At 61.7% G+C, this 15,397-nt stretch carries 18 protein-coding genes; 6 read left to right on the forward strand and 12 right to left on the reverse strand.

Annotation, left to right across the window (positions count from 1 at the left end):
• Window positions 1–37 precede the first annotated feature (37 nt).
• Window positions 38–724, reverse strand: coding sequence for a cell cycle transcriptional regulator TrcR (locus AAC029_RS03675; protein WP_339744071.1), 687 nt, complete (start codon window positions 722–724; stop codon window positions 38–40).
• Window positions 725–875: 151 nt separating this feature from the next.
• Window positions 876–1,862 (reverse strand): NAD(P)H-quinone oxidoreductase, encoded by a 987-nt coding sequence (locus AAC029_RS03680; RefSeq protein WP_339744075.1) that lies wholly within the window; start codon window positions 1,860–1,862, stop codon window positions 876–878.
• A gap of 80 nt (window positions 1,863–1,942) precedes the next feature.
• On the opposite strand from AAC029_RS03680, the gene AAC029_RS03685 reads away from it, so the two are divergent.
• Entirely contained in the window at window positions 1,943–2,140 is a 198-nt protein-coding gene (locus AAC029_RS03685; RefSeq protein WP_339744077.1) for a DUF1192 domain-containing protein, read from the forward strand.
• A 79-nt stretch (window positions 2,141–2,219) separates the two neighbouring features.
• A complete protein-coding gene (locus AAC029_RS03690) occupies window positions 2,220–2,747 on the forward strand; it encodes a DUF1465 family protein (RefSeq protein WP_339744079.1) in 528 nt (175 codons plus the stop codon).
• A gap of 135 nt (window positions 2,748–2,882) precedes the next feature.
• On the opposite strand, the gene rpmE is transcribed toward AAC029_RS03690, so the two are convergent.
• Window positions 2,883–3,101, reverse strand: a complete 219-nt coding sequence (gene rpmE / locus AAC029_RS03695; protein WP_339744082.1) for a 50S ribosomal protein L31 — start codon at window positions 3,099–3,101, stop codon at window positions 2,883–2,885.
• 213 nt (window positions 3,102–3,314) lie between these two features.
• Here rpmE and AAC029_RS03700 point away from each other — a divergent pair, with 213 nt between their 5' ends.
• Window positions 3,315–3,518: a type II toxin-antitoxin system CcdA family antitoxin gene (locus AAC029_RS03700; protein ID WP_339744085.1), complete on the forward strand. Its 204-nt coding sequence runs from the start codon at window positions 3,315–3,317 to the stop codon at window positions 3,516–3,518.
• Between the two features lie 44 nt (window positions 3,519–3,562).
• Here the strand turns inward: AAC029_RS03700 and AAC029_RS03705 are convergent, their stop codons facing one another.
• The 7 genes from AAC029_RS03705 to AAC029_RS03735 form a co-directional block, all read right to left on the reverse strand.
• On the reverse strand, window positions 3,563–4,552 hold the full coding sequence (locus AAC029_RS03705) for a peptidoglycan-binding protein (protein WP_339744087.1): 990 nt from the start codon (window positions 4,550–4,552) through the stop codon (window positions 3,563–3,565).
• Between the two features lie 3 nt (window positions 4,553–4,555).
• Window positions 4,556–5,560, reverse strand: a complete 1,005-nt coding sequence (locus AAC029_RS03710; RefSeq protein WP_339744089.1) for a hypothetical protein — start codon at window positions 5,558–5,560, stop codon at window positions 4,556–4,558.
• Between the two features lie 97 nt (window positions 5,561–5,657).
• Complete coding sequence (locus AAC029_RS03715) at window positions 5,658–6,452, reverse strand: inositol monophosphatase family protein (protein WP_339744091.1); 795 nt, start codon at window positions 6,450–6,452, stop codon at window positions 5,658–5,660.
• 4 nt (window positions 6,453–6,456) lie between these two features.
• Window positions 6,457–7,023, reverse strand: a complete 567-nt coding sequence (gene efp, locus AAC029_RS03720; RefSeq protein ID WP_339744093.1) for an elongation factor P — start codon at window positions 7,021–7,023, stop codon at window positions 6,457–6,459.
• A 102-nt stretch (window positions 7,024–7,125) separates the two neighbouring features.
• Window positions 7,126–8,289 (reverse strand): tetratricopeptide repeat protein, encoded by a 1,164-nt coding sequence (locus tag AAC029_RS03725; RefSeq protein ID WP_339744096.1) that lies wholly within the window; start codon window positions 8,287–8,289, stop codon window positions 7,126–7,128.
• Window positions 8,290–8,371: 82 nt separating this feature from the next.
• Window positions 8,372–8,992: a thiamine phosphate synthase gene (gene thiE, locus AAC029_RS03730; RefSeq protein ID WP_339744098.1), complete on the reverse strand. Its 621-nt coding sequence runs from the start codon at window positions 8,990–8,992 to the stop codon at window positions 8,372–8,374.
• 133 nt (window positions 8,993–9,125) lie between these two features.
• Window positions 9,126–11,294 carry a M3 family metallopeptidase gene (locus AAC029_RS03735; RefSeq protein ID WP_339744101.1) on the reverse strand — a complete coding sequence of 723 codons (2,169 nt, stop codon included), beginning with the start codon at window positions 11,292–11,294 and terminating at the stop codon, window positions 9,126–9,128.
• Window positions 11,295–11,695: 401 nt separating this feature from the next.
• On the opposite strand from AAC029_RS03735, the gene AAC029_RS03740 reads away from it, so the two are divergent.
• Window positions 11,696–12,286 carry a DUF1134 domain-containing protein gene (locus AAC029_RS03740; protein WP_339744103.1) on the forward strand — a complete coding sequence of 197 codons (591 nt, stop codon included), beginning with the start codon at window positions 11,696–11,698 and terminating at the stop codon, window positions 12,284–12,286.
• Window positions 12,286–12,804: an N-acetyltransferase gene (locus AAC029_RS03745; RefSeq protein ID WP_339744106.1), complete on the forward strand. Its 519-nt coding sequence runs from the start codon at window positions 12,286–12,288 to the stop codon at window positions 12,802–12,804. The genes AAC029_RS03740 and AAC029_RS03745 overlap by 1 nt, the downstream gene beginning before the upstream one ends.
• Window positions 12,805–12,807: 3 nt before the next feature.
• On the opposite strand, the gene AAC029_RS03750 is transcribed toward AAC029_RS03745, so the two are convergent.
• A complete protein-coding gene (locus tag AAC029_RS03750) occupies window positions 12,808–13,317 on the reverse strand; it encodes a nuclear transport factor 2 family protein (protein ID WP_339744109.1) in 510 nt (169 codons plus the stop codon).
• 161 nt (window positions 13,318–13,478) lie between these two features.
• Between AAC029_RS03750 and AAC029_RS03755 the strand changes: the two genes are divergently transcribed.
• The gene (locus AAC029_RS03755) at window positions 13,479–14,810 is read left to right on the forward strand and encodes a hypothetical protein (RefSeq protein WP_339744112.1); all 1,332 of its coding nucleotides are present in this window, start codon (window positions 13,479–13,481) and stop codon (window positions 14,808–14,810) included.
• A 100-nt stretch (window positions 14,811–14,910) separates the two neighbouring features.
• On the opposite strand, the gene AAC029_RS03760 is transcribed toward AAC029_RS03755, so the two are convergent.
• Window positions 14,911–15,342, reverse strand: coding sequence for a helix-turn-helix domain-containing protein (locus tag AAC029_RS03760; RefSeq protein ID WP_339744114.1), 432 nt, complete (start codon window positions 15,340–15,342; stop codon window positions 14,911–14,913).
• Window positions 15,343–15,397: the final 55 nt, after the last annotated feature.

Consider the following 15,397-nt stretch of genomic DNA (forward strand, 5'->3'; position numbering starts at 1 on the left):
AGTGCCCGCCCCCGAGAAGTTCTGGCCCCAGTTCTGCCTATTCGTCTGTTTCGTCATTACCCTTTTTCGACGGGCTGCCGAACAGGGTCTCGAGATTGACTTCGCTGGCCCGGAATTCCTCCGGCTCGGCGACAAGCTGATCGCGTGGCTTCAGCGTATCGGCCAGCAGTTCCGGGTTTTCTTCCTCGATCTTGCGGCGGCGCGATGAGGCCTTCTTGACCTGCTCGTCGAGATCAATCTGGCTGCACAGGCCGAGCGATACCGGGTCGGTCGGCTTGATGCTGCCGGAATTCCAGTGGGTGCGATCACGCACCGCAGCAATCGTCGTCTTGGTCGTGCCGACCAGTTTCGAGATTTGCGGATCGGACAATTCCGGGTGGTTGCGGACCAGCCAAGCGATGGCATCGGGCCGGTTCTGACGGCGCGACAGCGGCGTATAGCGCGGACCGCGACGTTTGGCCGGCTGGTGCAGATCGGAATATTTCGGCTGCACCGGCGTCATCCGGAATGTTGACTTGCCTTCGGCCTTGGCGATTTCCTCGCGCGTCAATTGCCCGTTCGAAATCGGATCGGCACCGCGCACGCCAACGGCAACATCGCCATCGGCAATGCCTTTGACTTCCAGGGGGTGCAGGCCGCAAAAGTCCGCAATCTGGTCAAAGGTCAGCGAGGTGTTGTCAACGAGCCAGACCGCCGTGGCTTTCGGCATCAGGATCTCGGTCATGTCTTGCTCCTTCGGAGAAATAAAAAAAGCCCGACGCGGTGCCGGGCTTGGGCTTCCGACGCTAGCGGTCTGAGCATCAGTCCAGCCAAGCGATTTGCCGCCTCTATATCGCAGCGGGGCGGGTCTGCAAAGTGGCTATCACTCCCGAACCTCAGGGGATCAGCAGAATCTTCCCCGAATGGGCGCCCGAATCGAGCCGTTCGTGTGCCGCCTGCACATCGGCGAGCGCAAAACGTGTATCGATCACGGGCCGCAATTGACCAGCTTCTATCCATGGCCAGACGGTCTGGCGCAAGGCCGCAGCAAGCCGGGCCTTCTCGGCATTGGGCCGTGCGCGCAGGGTTGAACCGGTCAAAGTCAGGCGCTTGAGCATGACCCGCATCAAATCCAGATCGACCCGGCTACCCTGCAAAAAGGCGATTGAAACGAGGCGTCCACCGGAGCGGGCCAGATTGATGTTTTTCTGCACATAGCTGCCGCCGACCATGTCGAGCACGAGATCGGCACCGCCGGCTTGCGTGACCACGGCTTCGAAATCCTGGTCGCGGTAATTGATCGCGCGATCTGCACCGAGCCGCTCGCAAAGCGCACATTTCTCGTCACTGCCGGCGGTGGTGAAAACCCGTGCGCCGGCGGCTTTCGCCATCTGGATCGCCGTTGTGCCGATCCCGCTCGATCCGCCATGGATCAAGATTGTTTCGCCTTGCAACAATGCGCCAATCTCGAACACATTCGCCCAGACGGTGAAAACCGTTTCCGGTAATCCCGCAGCTTCGACCAGATCGAGGCCGGCCGGCAGGGGCAGCACCGAGCCGGCCGGCGCGATCACATAATCGGAATAGCCGCCGCCCGCGACCAGGGCGCAGACCGCATCACCGACGGCAAATCCCGCAACACCCTCACCCAGCGCCTCGACATGGCCCGACGCTTCCAGGCCCAACCCTTCGGGCGCGCCTTGCGGCGCCGGGTAGAAGCCCATGCGCTCTATCTGATCGGGTCGGTTGACGCCGCAAGCGGCCGCACGGATCAGGATTTCACCGGGTCCGGGCTGTAGCAGGGCGCGCGTCTCGACCTGCAAGGCGTCAGGCCCACCGGGCGGGTTGGCGGTTACGATGCGATTTGTTTTCGTGCCGGGCATGTGATTTTTCCAGACTAACGGTTATGCTCAGCGCCAGGCCGCAAGGCCACACTGCGATGCCGACTGCGAGGGAGACCACCATGTTCCATGACGAAGAACCCGCCGCAAGTAGCCTCAAGCCCGAGGCGATTATCCCCGGCGCCGATCTCAGCGCGCTGTCGCTGTCCGATCTGGCCGAACGGCGCGATCTGCTTGAGACGGAAATCCAACGGATCGACGCCATCACTGAGAAAAAGCGCGCCGGGCTGAGTGCCGCAGACGCCGTGTTCAAGATTTAATCAATCAATTGGCCCATTCTGGCCCGAGCTTTGCTACGAATCGCCTGAAGCTGATGATAGACGGACGACTGGACGGATGATGACCAATAGCCAGACCCCTACCCTTTTCCCCGCCGGTTCCGCCCCGGCAGCGCGAGCGATGGATTTCTCGAAATCCGAGATGTTCGGCAAACTGTTCCGCGAGGGCATGGACCTGGTGGAGGAAACCGCGAGCTATCTCGACGGCACCGGCCGCGACGATGCCAAGTCCCTCAATCGGGCCGGCGCCCTCGCCTATGCGACGGAAAGCATGAAGCTGACGACACGCCTGATGCAGGCCGCCTCCTGGTTGCTCGCCCAGCGCGCCGTCGCCGAAGGCGAAATGTCGGCTGAAGACGCGACCGACGGCAAATACCGTCTCGGCAGCGACCGCCCGACCGAACAGGTTTGGCCTGAAGGCGACACGCCGCCGCCCATCCTGCTTAATCTGGTCGAACGCTCACGCTCGCTCTATGCCCGCCTCAAGCGGACCGACGACAATCTCTATGCCGACGGCATGCCGGACGCAGAGAGCAATCCGGTCGCCGACCATATGGAAAGACTGCGCGGCGCCTTCAGCCAGGGCTGATCGCACTGCCATCCCACAAAAAGGCCTCCCGGATCGCTTCGGGAGGCCTTTTTGCATTCTCGACATTGCGGAATAGAGAAAGGGCGCGATCCGGTGAGGATCGCGCCCTTTTCAATCAGGTCAGTTCGTAAAGCCTCAAGCGAAGCCTTTGAACTTGTCCTTGAAGCGCGAGACGCGGCCAGCGCGGTCGAGCAGGTGTTGATTGCCGCCGGTCCAGGCCGGGTGCGATGTCGGATCGATGTCGAGATTGATCGTGTCGCCTTCCTTGCCATAGGTGGATTTGGTCTGGAAGGTCGTCCCATTGGTCATCACGACGTTGATGACGTGATAATCGGGATGGATATCTTGTTTCATCGGTCCGGCTTTCTTCTCTCGCTGTGCCACGCCAACTCGCGTGACGCACACAGCTGATATCTCTCAGGAGCGCGGCTGATACCTGAAGACGCGACGCGAGGCAAGCGAGCGAATGAGTCGGCCTGTTGGCACAGCGCCCGCATCGATCAGCGATTCTCGACATGCGTCTGTCCGACGCGCATAATTTTGCGCACATCGCAGGAGACCCGTCCGATGAAATTCGAAACACCCGCTCACCGCAAACGCAGAGACCCGGCTATCCGCGAGGATGTCACATCACAAGCCGACGCCCTGAAGGCCGAAAAATCACGACGCTGGCTCGACGACAATGCCGATGCCATCAGGGCCCATAATGACCGGATCGAGCGGGAAGGCATGTCGCTCCCCACCCCATGGTGGGCACAGGAAGAGGCGTGAGCCGTCTGCTTCAGGGATTTTGACGCTCGCCTTTCCCCGCTACGCTAGCGCGAAGTCAGTTTCAGCTCGATGCGGCGATTGCGGGCATTATCCTCGGCGGTGTGACCAGGCACGAGCGGATGGAACTCGCCAAAGCCGGCGGCGACAAGCCGTTCCGAGGGCACGCCCAATTGCTCCATCCATTGCACGACAGAGATCGCCCGCGCTGCCGAAAGGTGCCAGTTGGAGGGATAGGTGGTGCGTATCGGCACCGCATCGGTGTGGCCGTCAATCCGGATCACCCATTGCAGGTCGGATGGGATTTCCGTTGTCAGTTGGATGATCGCCGCCGCGATCGGACGCAGGCTTTCACGCCCCTCATTCGACAGCGCCGCCGAGCCTGACGGGAACAACACATCGGTCTCGAACACGAAGCGGTCGCCGACAACGCGCACGCCGGTGCGATTGCCGAGAATTGAGACCAACCGGCCAAAGAAGTCAGAGCGATAGACCGCCAATTCGGCGGCGCGTTCGGCCAGGGCAGCATTGAGACGTTCGCCAAGATTGACGACCTGCACCTCGGCATCATGAGCGCGGACCTCGGACGCATCGAGCGCCGCATTGAGGGTCGCGATCTGGTCACGCAAGACCTGCATCTGCTGGTTCAGCAGCGCCAGGGCCCGCATCGATTCGGAGGACATTTCACGTTCGGCATCGAGCTCGGCACTCATCGATTCGGCTTGGCCATAGGCCATCGCCAGCGCCCCGTTCAACGCATCGCGTTCATCAACCAGGCCGGTGATGCGCACTTCCAGCGCGGCATTTTCGTCGTGGGCCAGATCGAGCTCGGTGGCGAGCTGGGAAAGTTGCGCATTGAGGTCGGCCAATTGCTGGTCACGACCGGTCAGGGCACGCGACAGCGCGAACTGCCCGGCGACGAAGATCGAGAGCAGGAAGACGATGACGAGCAGCAAGGTCGCCAAGGCGTCGACAAAGCCGGGCCAGTGATCGCCATTTTCGGCTTCGTAGAAGTGGGAAAAGCGCGGCCCCGCCATGACCTATTCGCTCCCCCGGTCCCGGGCTTCGAGGGTTCGGATCAAAACGCGGATTTCGTCACGTAAGGCCCGTGCCGCTTCCTGCTGCCCTTCGCGGGCATCTTCGGCGAAGCGTTGCATGGTGATGTCGAGCTGGCGCGTATGACGTTCCAACGTGTGGGAGAGACGGTCCAGCGTCTCGGCGGTCTGCTCCAGCAGGGCGCCAACATAGGCCGTTGAAGACTCGCCATCGCCGCTGGTTGCCGGTCCGGCAGCCGAGAGACGCGAGATGGAGGAGAGCCATTCCTCGATCTCATTATAGAAACGGTTCTGCGCCCGACTGGCCTGCAGATCGAGAAAGCCAATCACTAGCGAACCCGCCAGACCGAACAGCGAGGATGCAAAGGCGGTGCCCATGCCCTCGATCGGATCCTGGATCGCCGCCATCAGCCGCATCACATCGGCTTCACCACCGCTGGAGCTTTCGGTCACGGCGCGCACAGCGGCACCGACATCTGAGACCACGGCGAGCAGACCCCAAAAGGTCCCGAGCAGGCCGAGGAAAATCAGCAGGCGTCCGAAATAGCGAGTGAACGCACCTGCCTCCGACATCCGAGCGCCAACCGAATCCAGCACCGTACGCACGGAACCTGCCGAGAGACGGACACGGCCATCGGTTTCGCCGATCATCGAGGCCATCGGCGCGATCAGGGCTGGCGGGGGCGGCAGGGTGATGCCGGCCTCGGCCGAGCGGAACCGTTTCAGCCAATTGGCAGCAGGGCCGATCCCCAGCGCTTGCGCGAAGGTGTAGACGACGCCGATCACCAACACCGCCAGGATCACGCCATTAATGGCGGGATTGGCCTCAAAGGCTTCGATCAGCTGGACGTGGAGGAAGAGGGCCAGCGCCGCGACAACGGCCGTGAAGACAGCCATCCAGACGATATAGCGCCAGGGACCCGTGAAGCGGACTTCCGGCTGAACCGCGATCATCCGCTCATCATGCTGTACCGGCATAGCTTCCCTCATATCACTCGCTGCGTCACTCATCCCAAGGCATTGGGACGATTTGGTGGCGAGGTCAAAGGTGAACTGGCGATTTTCTGTCCGCCAGGCCGGGCTTGCGTCAGGCGGCGGCTTTCAGCCGCTCCAGCAATTGCGCCAGTATGCTTTCATTGCCCGCTGCGATACTGCCGGTTGAAAGCACGTCCTTGCCGCCATCAATCTCGGCAATATAACCGCCCGCTTCGCGCACCAGCAAGATGCCGGCGGCGATATCCCAAGGCTTCAGATCGCGTTCCCAGAAACCGTCGAACCGGCCGGCAGCGACCCAAGCCAGATCGAGCGAGGCGGCGCCCATGCGGCGGATGCCGGCACTGCGCGGCATGACCTGGTGCAATTCCTTGAGGAAGCTCGCATGGCCGGTCTTGCCGACGAAGGGCATGCCGGTGGCGAAAACGGCCTCATCGAGCTGGGTGCGACCAGCGACGCGCAAGCGGCGGTCGGCAAGCCAAGCGCCACGACCTTTTTCGGCGTGAAACATCTCGTCGGTCGCCGGGTTATAGATCACGCCCGCGACCAGTTCGCCCTCGCGCTCCAGCGCGATTGAGACGGCGAAATGCGGCATGCCGTGCAGATAATTTGTGGTGCCGTCGAGCGGATCGACGATCCAGCGGTGCGATTTGTCCGAGCCCTCAACAATGCCGCGCTCTTCCATCAGGAAGCCATAGCCCGGCCGCGCCGTCATCAGGCGGTCATAGATGATCTCTTCGGACTTGTGATCGGCCATGGAGACAAAATCGGCCGGCCCCTTCTTGGAATATTGCAGGTGTTCGACATCGCGAAAATCGCGATTCAGCTTGCGGCCGGCCCGGCCGGCAACATCGACCATCACTGTCAGAAGGGGAGAAAGCGTGCCCACAGGATCAATCCGCCCGTTTCACGTAAGAACCATCTTCGGTATTGACCACGACGCGCTCGCCGGCACCAACGAAAGGCGGGACCACGATGCGGATGCCGTTCTCCAGCGTCGCCGGCTTGAAGGAGTTGGCAGCAGTTTGCCCCTTCTGGACCGGCTCGGTATCGGTGATTTCCAGCGTCACGAACTGCGGGAGCGTAATGCTGATCGGGCGCTCTTCGTGGAACTCGACCACGACATTCATCCCGTCCTGCAGATACGCAGTGCGTTCCTCGCCGACGAACTCCTTGCGCAATTCGATCTGCTCAAAGCTTTCCGCATCCATGAAGGTCAGCGTCTCGCCGCTATCGAACAGGAAAGTCTGGTCGCGCTGCTCAAGACGGACGCGCTCGACCTTGTCGGCGGCGCGAAAGCGTTCATTGAGTTTGCGGCCGTCGAGCAGGTTCTTCATCTCGACCTGGGCAAAGGCCCCGCCCTTGCCTGGCTTGACGTGGTCAGTCTTCACCGCAACCCAGAGCGTGTCCTGGTGCTGCAGCACATAGCCGGGGCGGATTTCATTGCCGTTGATTTTCATGCCGTCACCTATTGGGAAACCTTGCGCACGACCCTTTGGCCGCAGAGTGGCGCTCTCCTATCAGCGTGCACGGATATCGGCAAGCGGCGCGGCACTCCTGCACTAGCGCAGCGCGGCGACCTGGGCCTGGATGCGTTGCTGTACATCGAGCGGCAAGGCCCGCTCCAGTCCTGCCTGCAACCGGTCGCGATCCGGGTCACCCACGGGCGCACCCAGCGCATCGACCGCGCCCATCAGCGTCCAGCCATAGGCGGTTTCCAGATCCGTCGTCACCCCGTCACCGCGCGCCAGGGCGTAGGCATAGAGAAACTGGCTTTCTGCATCACCGCCGCGTGCGCCCTGCTCAAACCAATAGGCTGCCGCTTCATGGTCGGGATCGCCGCCGCGGCCCTGATACAGCATCAAGCCATATTGGCCTTCGGCGGGCGCATAGCCGCTCTCGGCGGAAATCCGCATCCAGCGCAGCGCCGTGGCGTCGTCCTGGTCACCGCCCTCGCCATTGGCCCACATCATCGCTGCCTGAAACGCCCCCTCGGCATGGCGATTGCTGGCGGCGCGTTCATACCAAGTGCGGGCGCCGGCAGAATCGGCGGCGCCACCAATACCGGCATCGAGCATTTGCGCCAGCTGATACATGCCTTCCGGCGAGCCCTGCTGCGCGGCGCGATCAGCCCATTCGCGGGCCGACAGAGCATCCTGTGGCACGGGGGAATTCTTCAGCTCAAGCGCATAGGCGACCATGGCATTGACATGCCCGCCCCGCGCGGCGCGTTCAAACCAGCTGCGCGGCGATCCAAGGCCGAGCGAGGCATCGCCCAACCGCGCCAGCAGGCCAAGCTGGTAAAGCGCCATGGGTGCTTCCTCGACGGCGGCACGGCGGAACCATTGCGTCGCGGCGGCAAAATCGGGATCGCCGGTCAGCCCGTCACGGGCGATGATGCCGGCCAGCATGGCCGCTTCGGCATTGCCGCCCGCTGCAGCGGTCTCGGCATAGCGCCGCGCCAACTCCCAGTCCTGGCCGATATAGGCGATCTGGGCTCGGTAATAGGCCGCATCAGCGGGATTGAGTGTCGTCGGAACTTCGGCCTCTGTGGCGTCCATGCCGGCAATCGCTGCGTCCTGTACGTCTTGCGGCAGCAGCATCAGTTCGGCGGGGAAGGCCTCCTGCGGCTCAGCGGCAGCGGCGGCAGGGGTTTCGATGTCAAACTGCGCCAGGGCAGGCGCGGCGAGCGCGAGGCCCAGGCAGAGGGCAGAGATTATTTTCATGCCGCCTAACAGCAATGCGATTGCGGCAAGGTCAAGACCACGAGTCGGAAACTGAGGTATTTGTAACTTGGGCTGCGTGCGCTCAGCGCGCCGCGCACAAGGCGTTGAAGCCGATCACGGCAGCGGCTGCCCCTTCCGGATACTGCCAGACCGCCGAGGAAACAGCGATGAAATCGGCCCGTGCCGCGATCAAGGGCGCGGCATTGTCGAGATTGATGCCACCAATGGCGACGCAAGGCAGCTCAAATACTTCGACCCACCATTTGAGCAAATCGATATCGGCCTGATGCGTGACCGCTTTGGTCGTGGTCGGGAAGAAGGCACCGAAAGCGACATAATCGGCGCCCGCCTCGCCGGCCAGCATCGCCAGATGGCGGCTGTCATGGCAGGTCACACCGATGGTGCTTTCCTTGCCAAGCAGGGCGCGGGCCTGCTTGACCCCGCCATCGCCCTGCCCGAGATGCACACCATCGCAACCCAGTTCGGCGGCCAGTTCGGCATCATCATTGAGGATCGCCGCAACGCCGTGCGCTTGTGCGATCGCGATCAGCGGCGGTGCCAGCTGGCGGATTTCGTCGGGCGCATGATCCTTGAGCCGGATCTGCAGCGCAGCGACTTCGCCGCTCGACAGCGCCTCGGCCAAGGTCTCGGCGAATGACGCGTCAATGCGCGGCGGAGTGATGAGATAGAGCTGGGTTGTCATGGCCGCGTTTTGACCGATTTTGCGCCGGGTGGCTAGTGGGCCCGTCGCTCTGCCCGCGCACACCAAAGTCTCCGCGCGGCAAACGGCCGGCGGGTCACCCCGCCGGCCGTTGCTTTCACTTGTCCCGTAGCCGCTATTCGGTGACGGGGAAGCCGCGGTCGCGCATCAGGGCCTGGACGTCGGCGTCGCGGCCGCGGAAGGCGCGGTAGGCTTCGGCCGGGTCGACCGAGTTGCGCGGGGCAAACAGGGTCTCGACCAGGCGGTGGGCGGTTTCAGGATCGTAATAGCTGCCAGCCTCTTCAAAGGCTTCGGCGGCATCAGCGGTGAGGACATCGGCCCACATATAGCCGTAATACCCGGCCGCATAGCCTTCACCCTCGAAGATATGACCAAACTGGGTCGAGCGGTGACGCATCACGATCTCGTCCGGCATGCCAAGATTGTCGAGCGTGGTTTGCTCGAAGGTCTGGACGTCGCCGATCGCGGCTGGATCGGTGGTGTGATAGACCATGTCCATCAGCGCCGAGGCGAGATATTCGCCGGTCGAGAAGCCCTGGTTGAAATTATTCGCCGCGCGGATGCGGGCGATCAATTCCTGCGGCATCGGCTCGCCGGCGGTATTGACGAGATAATTATTGACCACTTCCGGGGTCAGCAACCAGCGCTCGAGCAATTGCGACTGGAATTCTGTGAAGTCGCGCACGCCGCCATTCAGCGTCGGATAATCGACATTCGAAGACAGCGCATGCAGCGCATGGCCGAATTCGTGGAAGAAGGTCGTCGCATCATCCCAGGAGACGAGAACCGGCTGGCCCGGCGAAGGCTCCACGAAATTGGAATTATTCGTCGCCAGCACATTGGTTTCGCCATCAATGGTGGTGTGGCCGCGCAGCGAATTCGCCCAAGCGCCCGACTGCTTGCCTGGGCGGGCATAGGGGTCGAGATACCACAGGCCGACATTCTCGCCGCTGGTCCGGTCGGTCACTTCGAAGACCCGCATGGCCGGGTTCCAGACGGTGACTTCACCGGCCGGCAGCTCGCGGAAATCGAAGCCGAACAATTCGCCGGCGACGTAGAACATCGCCTGCCGCAGATTGTCGAGCTGGAGATATTGCTTCACTTCGTCCGAATCGAGGTCATAGCGAGCGGCACGGACTTTTTCGGCGTAATAGCGATAATCCCAGGGCTCGATCGTGATGTCGGCGCCTTCGCTATCGGCCAAGGCCTGCATGTCGGCGACTTCTTCATGGATGCGCGCGACGGCAGCGGTCCAGACACCTTCCATCAGATCCATCGCCCGCTGCGGGGTCTGGGCCATGCGGTCTTCCAGGCGCCATTCGGCGTAATTGTCGTATCCCAGCAGCTCAACGCGCTCATCGCGCAGACGCAGGATGTCGAGAATGGGCTGGTTATTGTCGAACTCGTCGCCATTATTGCCGCGGCTGTAATAGGTCCGCCACACCGACTCGCGCAGGTCACGCTCGTCAGAGAAGGTCAGGAATGGATCCATCGAGGAGCGGGTATTGGTGATGGCGTACTCGCCTTCATGCCCGCGATCCGTCGCCGCATTCGCCGCCGCTTGGACAAGGCTTTCCGGCAGGCCGGACAGCTGGTCGGCACTGATATAGGTGACGTAGGTGTCTTCATCATGCAGCAGATTATTGCTGAAGGTATTGTAGAGCTGGGCCAATTCCTGGCTGATCGCGGCATAACGCTCGGCGGCGGGACCGGTCAGCGTCGCACCGTTGCGGGCGAAGCTGTTATAGGTCAGCCAGACCAGACGCTGCTGATCGGGACGCAGGCTCGCCATTTCATCGCCTTCATAGACGGCGCGGATACGGGCGAACAGGGCTGCATTCTGGGTGACTTGGGAATTGAAAGCCGACAGTTCCGGCGTCAATTCATTGCGGATATCACGGAATTCCTCGGTCGAATTATTCGACGACCAGATGCCCCAAAAGGTGAAGACACGGCCGAGCGGCTCGCCGGAGCGTTCCATCGCGATGATCGTGTTCTCGAAATTGGCCGGTTCCGGATTGGCGGTGATGGCGTCGATCTCGGCCAGGTTCATCGCCATGCCTTCGCGGATCGCCGCGGCGAGGTCGTCGAGGCTGGCGTGTTCAAAATCAGGTGTGCCGCCATAAGGACCGGTCCATTCCGCGAGCAGCTCGTTGTCGGACATGACGGTCTCCGTGGTCTCGGTCGTTGTGGTGGTGTTGGTCGCCGCCGTGTCGGTGGCCGGCGTGCAGCCGGCAGCGAACATGGCCGCAGCGCTGACAGTGATCATCATCAGATGACGCATGATATTTCCCTTCGGGTGAAAGTGTTGGCGTGAACCTAGCCGTTCCGGGCATGGCTGGAAAATTAAGAATTCACCATCTTCCCGGCGGGTGACGCATAATCCGGTTGGCGCTGGGTCGGGTCGTCTGATCAAGGCGCCCAACAAGTTGAGTTGCAGCGGCCCGGTGTCGCTGCGCGCAGGCCGGACAGACCGGCACCGATGATGATAACGTCGTGGGAATGTGCTGTTGTCATTTTCGGCTCCCCGGAGCGGCAGGCTAGCATGCCCGAGCACCGCGTTACGAGCGACCCCTACAAGCTTGGGAAATTCGACCCATTAACCAGACGCTAACCATTTCGCCGCGCTGTCGCCGTAATCCCCGGTGATAAGCTGGGCTCTGTTTTTAGCGACCGGAGGTTTCCATGCGCATCCTTGCCGCCACCATCGCCGCCCTGTCCGTTTTCCTCGTCGGTCCCGCCTTCGCGCAGGACCCGCAATACGGGCAGCCGAGCGAATATTCCGATCCTGTCGACACCTATTCCCAGGACGAGTTGACCGATGCCGTGACGGACTTTTTTGGCGTCACCGCTGAAGCCGCCGCCAGCATGCTGGAACGGGTGTTCTCCGATCTCGGACGCCCTGTCGGCTATATCGCCGGCGAGGAAGTTTCCGGCGCCATCGGCTTCGGGCTTCGCTATGGCGAGGGCTATCTCACCATGAAGAGCGGTCCGCGCGAAAAAGTCTATTGGCGCGGCCCGTCGGTGGGCTGGGACGCGGGCGGCAATGCCAGCCGGGTCTTCGTGCTGGTTTATAATCTCAATGACACGGCTCAACTCTTCCAGCGCTTTCCCGGCGTCGAGGGCACGGCTTATCTCGTCGCCGGCATGGGCGTGAACTATCAGCGCGCCGACGACATCACCCTGGCGCCGATCCGCTCCGGTGTTGGCCTGCGCGCCGGTGCCAATGTGGGCTATCTCGCCTATACCCGTCGCCGCGCCTGGTTACCCTTCTAGTGAAGATACGCCCCTGCGAGCCAGAAGATCATACCGGCATCGATACCCTGCTGCAGACCGCTTTTCCCGAACCGGGCGAAGCGCGTCTGGCAGTGGCTTTGCGCGCGGCCGATGCCGATACGCTCGAGCTGGTGGCCGAGTTGGACGACAAGATCGTCGGTGTCACCATGTTCTCCCCGACCCAAGCCAAGCTGGACGATGGGCGCGAGATTCCGGGCCTCGGCCTCGGACCGGTTGCCGTCCTGCCCGATTATCAAAATCGAGGCATTGGCGCGGCATTGATCGAGGCCGGCCTCGATTTCATTCGCACGCTGGGCCCAACCTATTGCATCGTGCTCGGCGATCCGGACTTTTATGGCCGTTTCGGCTTTGAACCGGCACCCTCGCTCGATCTGCACTGGGCCGGCGATCCGGAAGACAAGACCGGCAATGCCTTCCAGGTTCTGGCCCTGAATGACGCGCCGCACCTGCCGCGGGGCACCCGGATCGAATATCACCCCGCCTTCGATATCGTTTGAGGCCTATTCGGCTGCCTCCGCCTCGATGGGCTGATGATCATAGCTGAGAACGCGCGACATCCGCCAGGCATCGCCCTCCAGCCGCCACAGCGTCGTAAAACCAGCGCGGCCGGTCAGCTGCGGCGCCTCGCCGGGACGCACGATGCTGAACAGATGTTCGCCGGTCTGCACCGCGCCATACAGCACGCCATTATCGTAAAGCGGGTGCAGCACCAGCGAGCCGTCAACCAGGGTCCGCGTCACGTGATAGTCCGGGCCGCAGATATTGCGGTCGAGGCTGTCGATGAAAGCCGCGCGGCCCAGCGTGATGCCGCCGACATCATGGTAGAATTCGAAATCCTCGCTGGTCAGCGTCGCCATCAATTCGAGATCGCAGCCATTATAGCCCAGCTCGAACACCTGCCGGTCGAGCTGGGCAAAGCGCGCATCGAGCGAAGTATCTGCCGCATCTTCGGCCCAAACCGGGGCTGTCGAGAGCAATATCAAGCAGAGTCCAGCTTTTAGAACCGACATCAAAAACTCCCATTTCCCGTAACAATGCGGACCATAGAGGGCCTGACCGCGGCTGATCGCAAGCGGGACTCCGCGTGCCGCTATCCCGCACTACCGCCGCAGATTGTTGCGCGATACTGTGGTGTTTCAATTCGGTCCGGACCGGACACAGGGAGGCTCAGATGAACGAAGCCAATACAGTCAGCGGCTTGATCCTGCTGGTCGGGATCGGCCTGCTCTTCGTCCTCGTCCTGGCGCGCCAGATTCCATTGCAATTGCTCGGACGGATCACGGCGCCGATCTTCAGGCCACTGGGCAAACTGCTGGGGATCAAGGCCATCACCCGCGCCGGCCCCGGCTCGGTGCGGCCGGCCCATATGGGCCCAAGTGCTTGGGCCGCTCTGTCACGCGCCGCACGGGCACGAACCGAGACGGAAACCGCGCTGGGTGAGGATTTCGACCATGAAAAAAAGCACCTGAAGCAGAATGGATTCCTGTTCCACTGGACCGGTGTCGAAGGCGGCTATATCCGCACGCCGGGCGAGCTGACCCATGAGGTGGCGGAGGATTATTACCGTCAGGGTGCCGAATTCCTCAATGGCCGCGTCAAGATCTCGGCTAATCCGGAAAATCTGTACGAAGACGAGGAGGGCGCGGTGATCGCCGAGTATTTCCCGGCCGACCGGGAATGCCTCTATTTGCTCAACGCGATGCGCAAGACAATCAATTCCAATGTCCGCAAACTGACCGTCGTCTTCTCAACCATCATTGCCACCGTGCTGATTATCAACCTGCTCTATAATGACGGCACCCTGATCGACCTGCCCGGCCCTATCAGCCTTGGCCCCTTGACGATGAGCGCCCGGGATATGGGCCAGGCCGCGTTTGCGGCGCTGTCGACGCTGGGCGGTGCCTTCGCGATGTGGATCATCTACTTCATGGAATACGTGCCGTATCAGCGCAATAATTTCCGGGAATTATCCAATTTCATGACGCGTTACCTGGCGCGGCTCAACGACCATTTCCGCACCGCGGAAGGCCAGGCGAAATCGGTGACGGTAGGGCAGGAGCAGGACCCGGCGAAGTTCGCCCATTCGGCGCGCATGTGGCACACGAATGTGCTGTGGATCGCGCAGCGGATCTTTTTCATCGAGAGCTTTGTGCGCAATATCATGTTCCAGATGTTGCGAAATTCCGGCTATTATCTGGTCTTCGTGCCGCTGCTCTTCACTGTCGTTCTGGCGATGCTCAATCTCGGACTGGGCCAGTGGACCGGCTTTGATGCTGGCGCCAAGCTCGCCGATCTCGGCGTGATTTTCCTGATCCTGTTTGTGGTTCTGGTGAGCATTTATGCCGGCTTCCTGCGCCGCTCCATGGCCAGCATTGACGAGATCGACCAGGACGAGTGGATCGGCTTCGACAGCCTGCAGCTCGAGCATGTACTCGGCTCGATCGTTGGCAAATATGCCGAGGATGTCGGCTATTGGAAAAACCGGATCAGCGGCGGGATCTAGAGCATTTTCAGCAAAAGTGGGAACCGGTTTTGCGGTTCGAAAATGCGATGAAACAAAGAACTAGAGCATTTTTATTGACTTTGAATTCAATGAAAATGCTCTAGCTGATCTTCGGATGATCGCTCTCACACAGGGCATGGTCTGACAGGGTCTCGATGACGCGGCACTGATCGACTTCGCCATGGGCGCAGTGATCGAGCATGCGCGCCAGCTCGACGCGAACCGCTTCCAGCCCGGCGATCCGGCGCTCGACTTCGGCCAGCTGACGGCTGGCGATGGCGTCGGCGCGCTCGCAGGACTGGTTAGGCCGGTCGGAGAGATCCTGCAGCGCCCGCAAATCATCAAGACCAAAGCCAAGCGCCCGGCCATGGCGGATGAAACGCAGGCGTTCGACATCGGCCTTGTCATAGCGCCGCTGCCCGCCTTCGGAGCGGGGCGGGGCGGCCAGCAGGCCGATAGTTTCGTAATAGCGAATGGTTGGGACCTTGACCCCGCTCGCCCGCGACAACTTTCCGATCGACAAATCTGACATTAGCGCTTGAACCTCTAGCGACTAGAGAGATTAGGCTGTGCCCGAACGTATTGGC

The sequence above is a fragment of the uncultured Maricaulis sp. genome (assembly GCF_963975345.1).
Classification (GTDB): domain Bacteria; phylum Pseudomonadota; class Alphaproteobacteria; order Caulobacterales; family Maricaulaceae; genus Maricaulis.

Bases quoted from the DNA above. Each gene is read 5' to 3' on its own strand.
- AAC029_RS03675 (WP_339744071.1), bottom strand. From the start codon at position 724: ATGACCGAGATCCTGATGCCGAAAGCCACGGCGGTCTGGCTCGTTGAC.
- AAC029_RS03680 (WP_339744075.1), bottom strand. From the start codon at position 1,862: ATGCCCGGCACGAAAACAAATCGCATCGTAACCGCCAACCCGCCCGGT.
- AAC029_RS03685 (WP_339744077.1), top strand. From the start codon at position 1,943: ATGTTCCATGACGAAGAACCCGCCGCAAGTAGCCTCAAGCCCGAGGCG.
- AAC029_RS03690 (WP_339744079.1), top strand. From the start codon at position 2,220: ATGACCAATAGCCAGACCCCTACCCTTTTCCCCGCCGGTTCCGCCCCG.
- rpmE (WP_339744082.1), bottom strand. From the start codon at position 3,101: ATGAAACAAGATATCCATCCCGATTATCACGTCATCAACGTCGTGATG.
- AAC029_RS03700 (WP_339744085.1), top strand. From the start codon at position 3,315: ATGAAATTCGAAACACCCGCTCACCGCAAACGCAGAGACCCGGCTATC.
- AAC029_RS03705 (WP_339744087.1), bottom strand. From the start codon at position 4,552: ATGGCGGGGCCGCGCTTTTCCCACTTCTACGAAGCCGAAAATGGCGAT.
- AAC029_RS03710 (WP_339744089.1), bottom strand. From the start codon at position 5,560: ATGAGGGAAGCTATGCCGGTACAGCATGATGAGCGGATGATCGCGGTT.
- efp (WP_339744093.1), bottom strand. From the start codon at position 7,023: ATGAAAATCAACGGCAATGAAATCCGCCCCGGCTATGTGCTGCAGCAC.
- AAC029_RS03725 (WP_339744096.1), bottom strand. From the start codon at position 8,289: ATGAAAATAATCTCTGCCCTCTGCCTGGGCCTCGCGCTCGCCGCGCCT.
- thiE (WP_339744098.1), bottom strand. From the start codon at position 8,992: ATGACAACCCAGCTCTATCTCATCACTCCGCCGCGCATTGACGCGTCA.
- AAC029_RS03735 (WP_339744101.1), bottom strand. From the start codon at position 11,294: ATGCGTCATCTGATGATGATCACTGTCAGCGCTGCGGCCATGTTCGCT.
- AAC029_RS03740 (WP_339744103.1), top strand. From the start codon at position 11,696: ATGCGCATCCTTGCCGCCACCATCGCCGCCCTGTCCGTTTTCCTCGTC.
- AAC029_RS03750 (WP_339744109.1), bottom strand. From the start codon at position 13,317: ATGTCGGTTCTAAAAGCTGGACTCTGCTTGATATTGCTCTCGACAGCC.
- AAC029_RS03755 (WP_339744112.1), top strand. From the start codon at position 13,479: ATGAACGAAGCCAATACAGTCAGCGGCTTGATCCTGCTGGTCGGGATC.
- AAC029_RS03760 (WP_339744114.1), bottom strand. From the start codon at position 15,342: ATGTCAGATTTGTCGATCGGAAAGTTGTCGCGGGCGAGCGGGGTCAAG.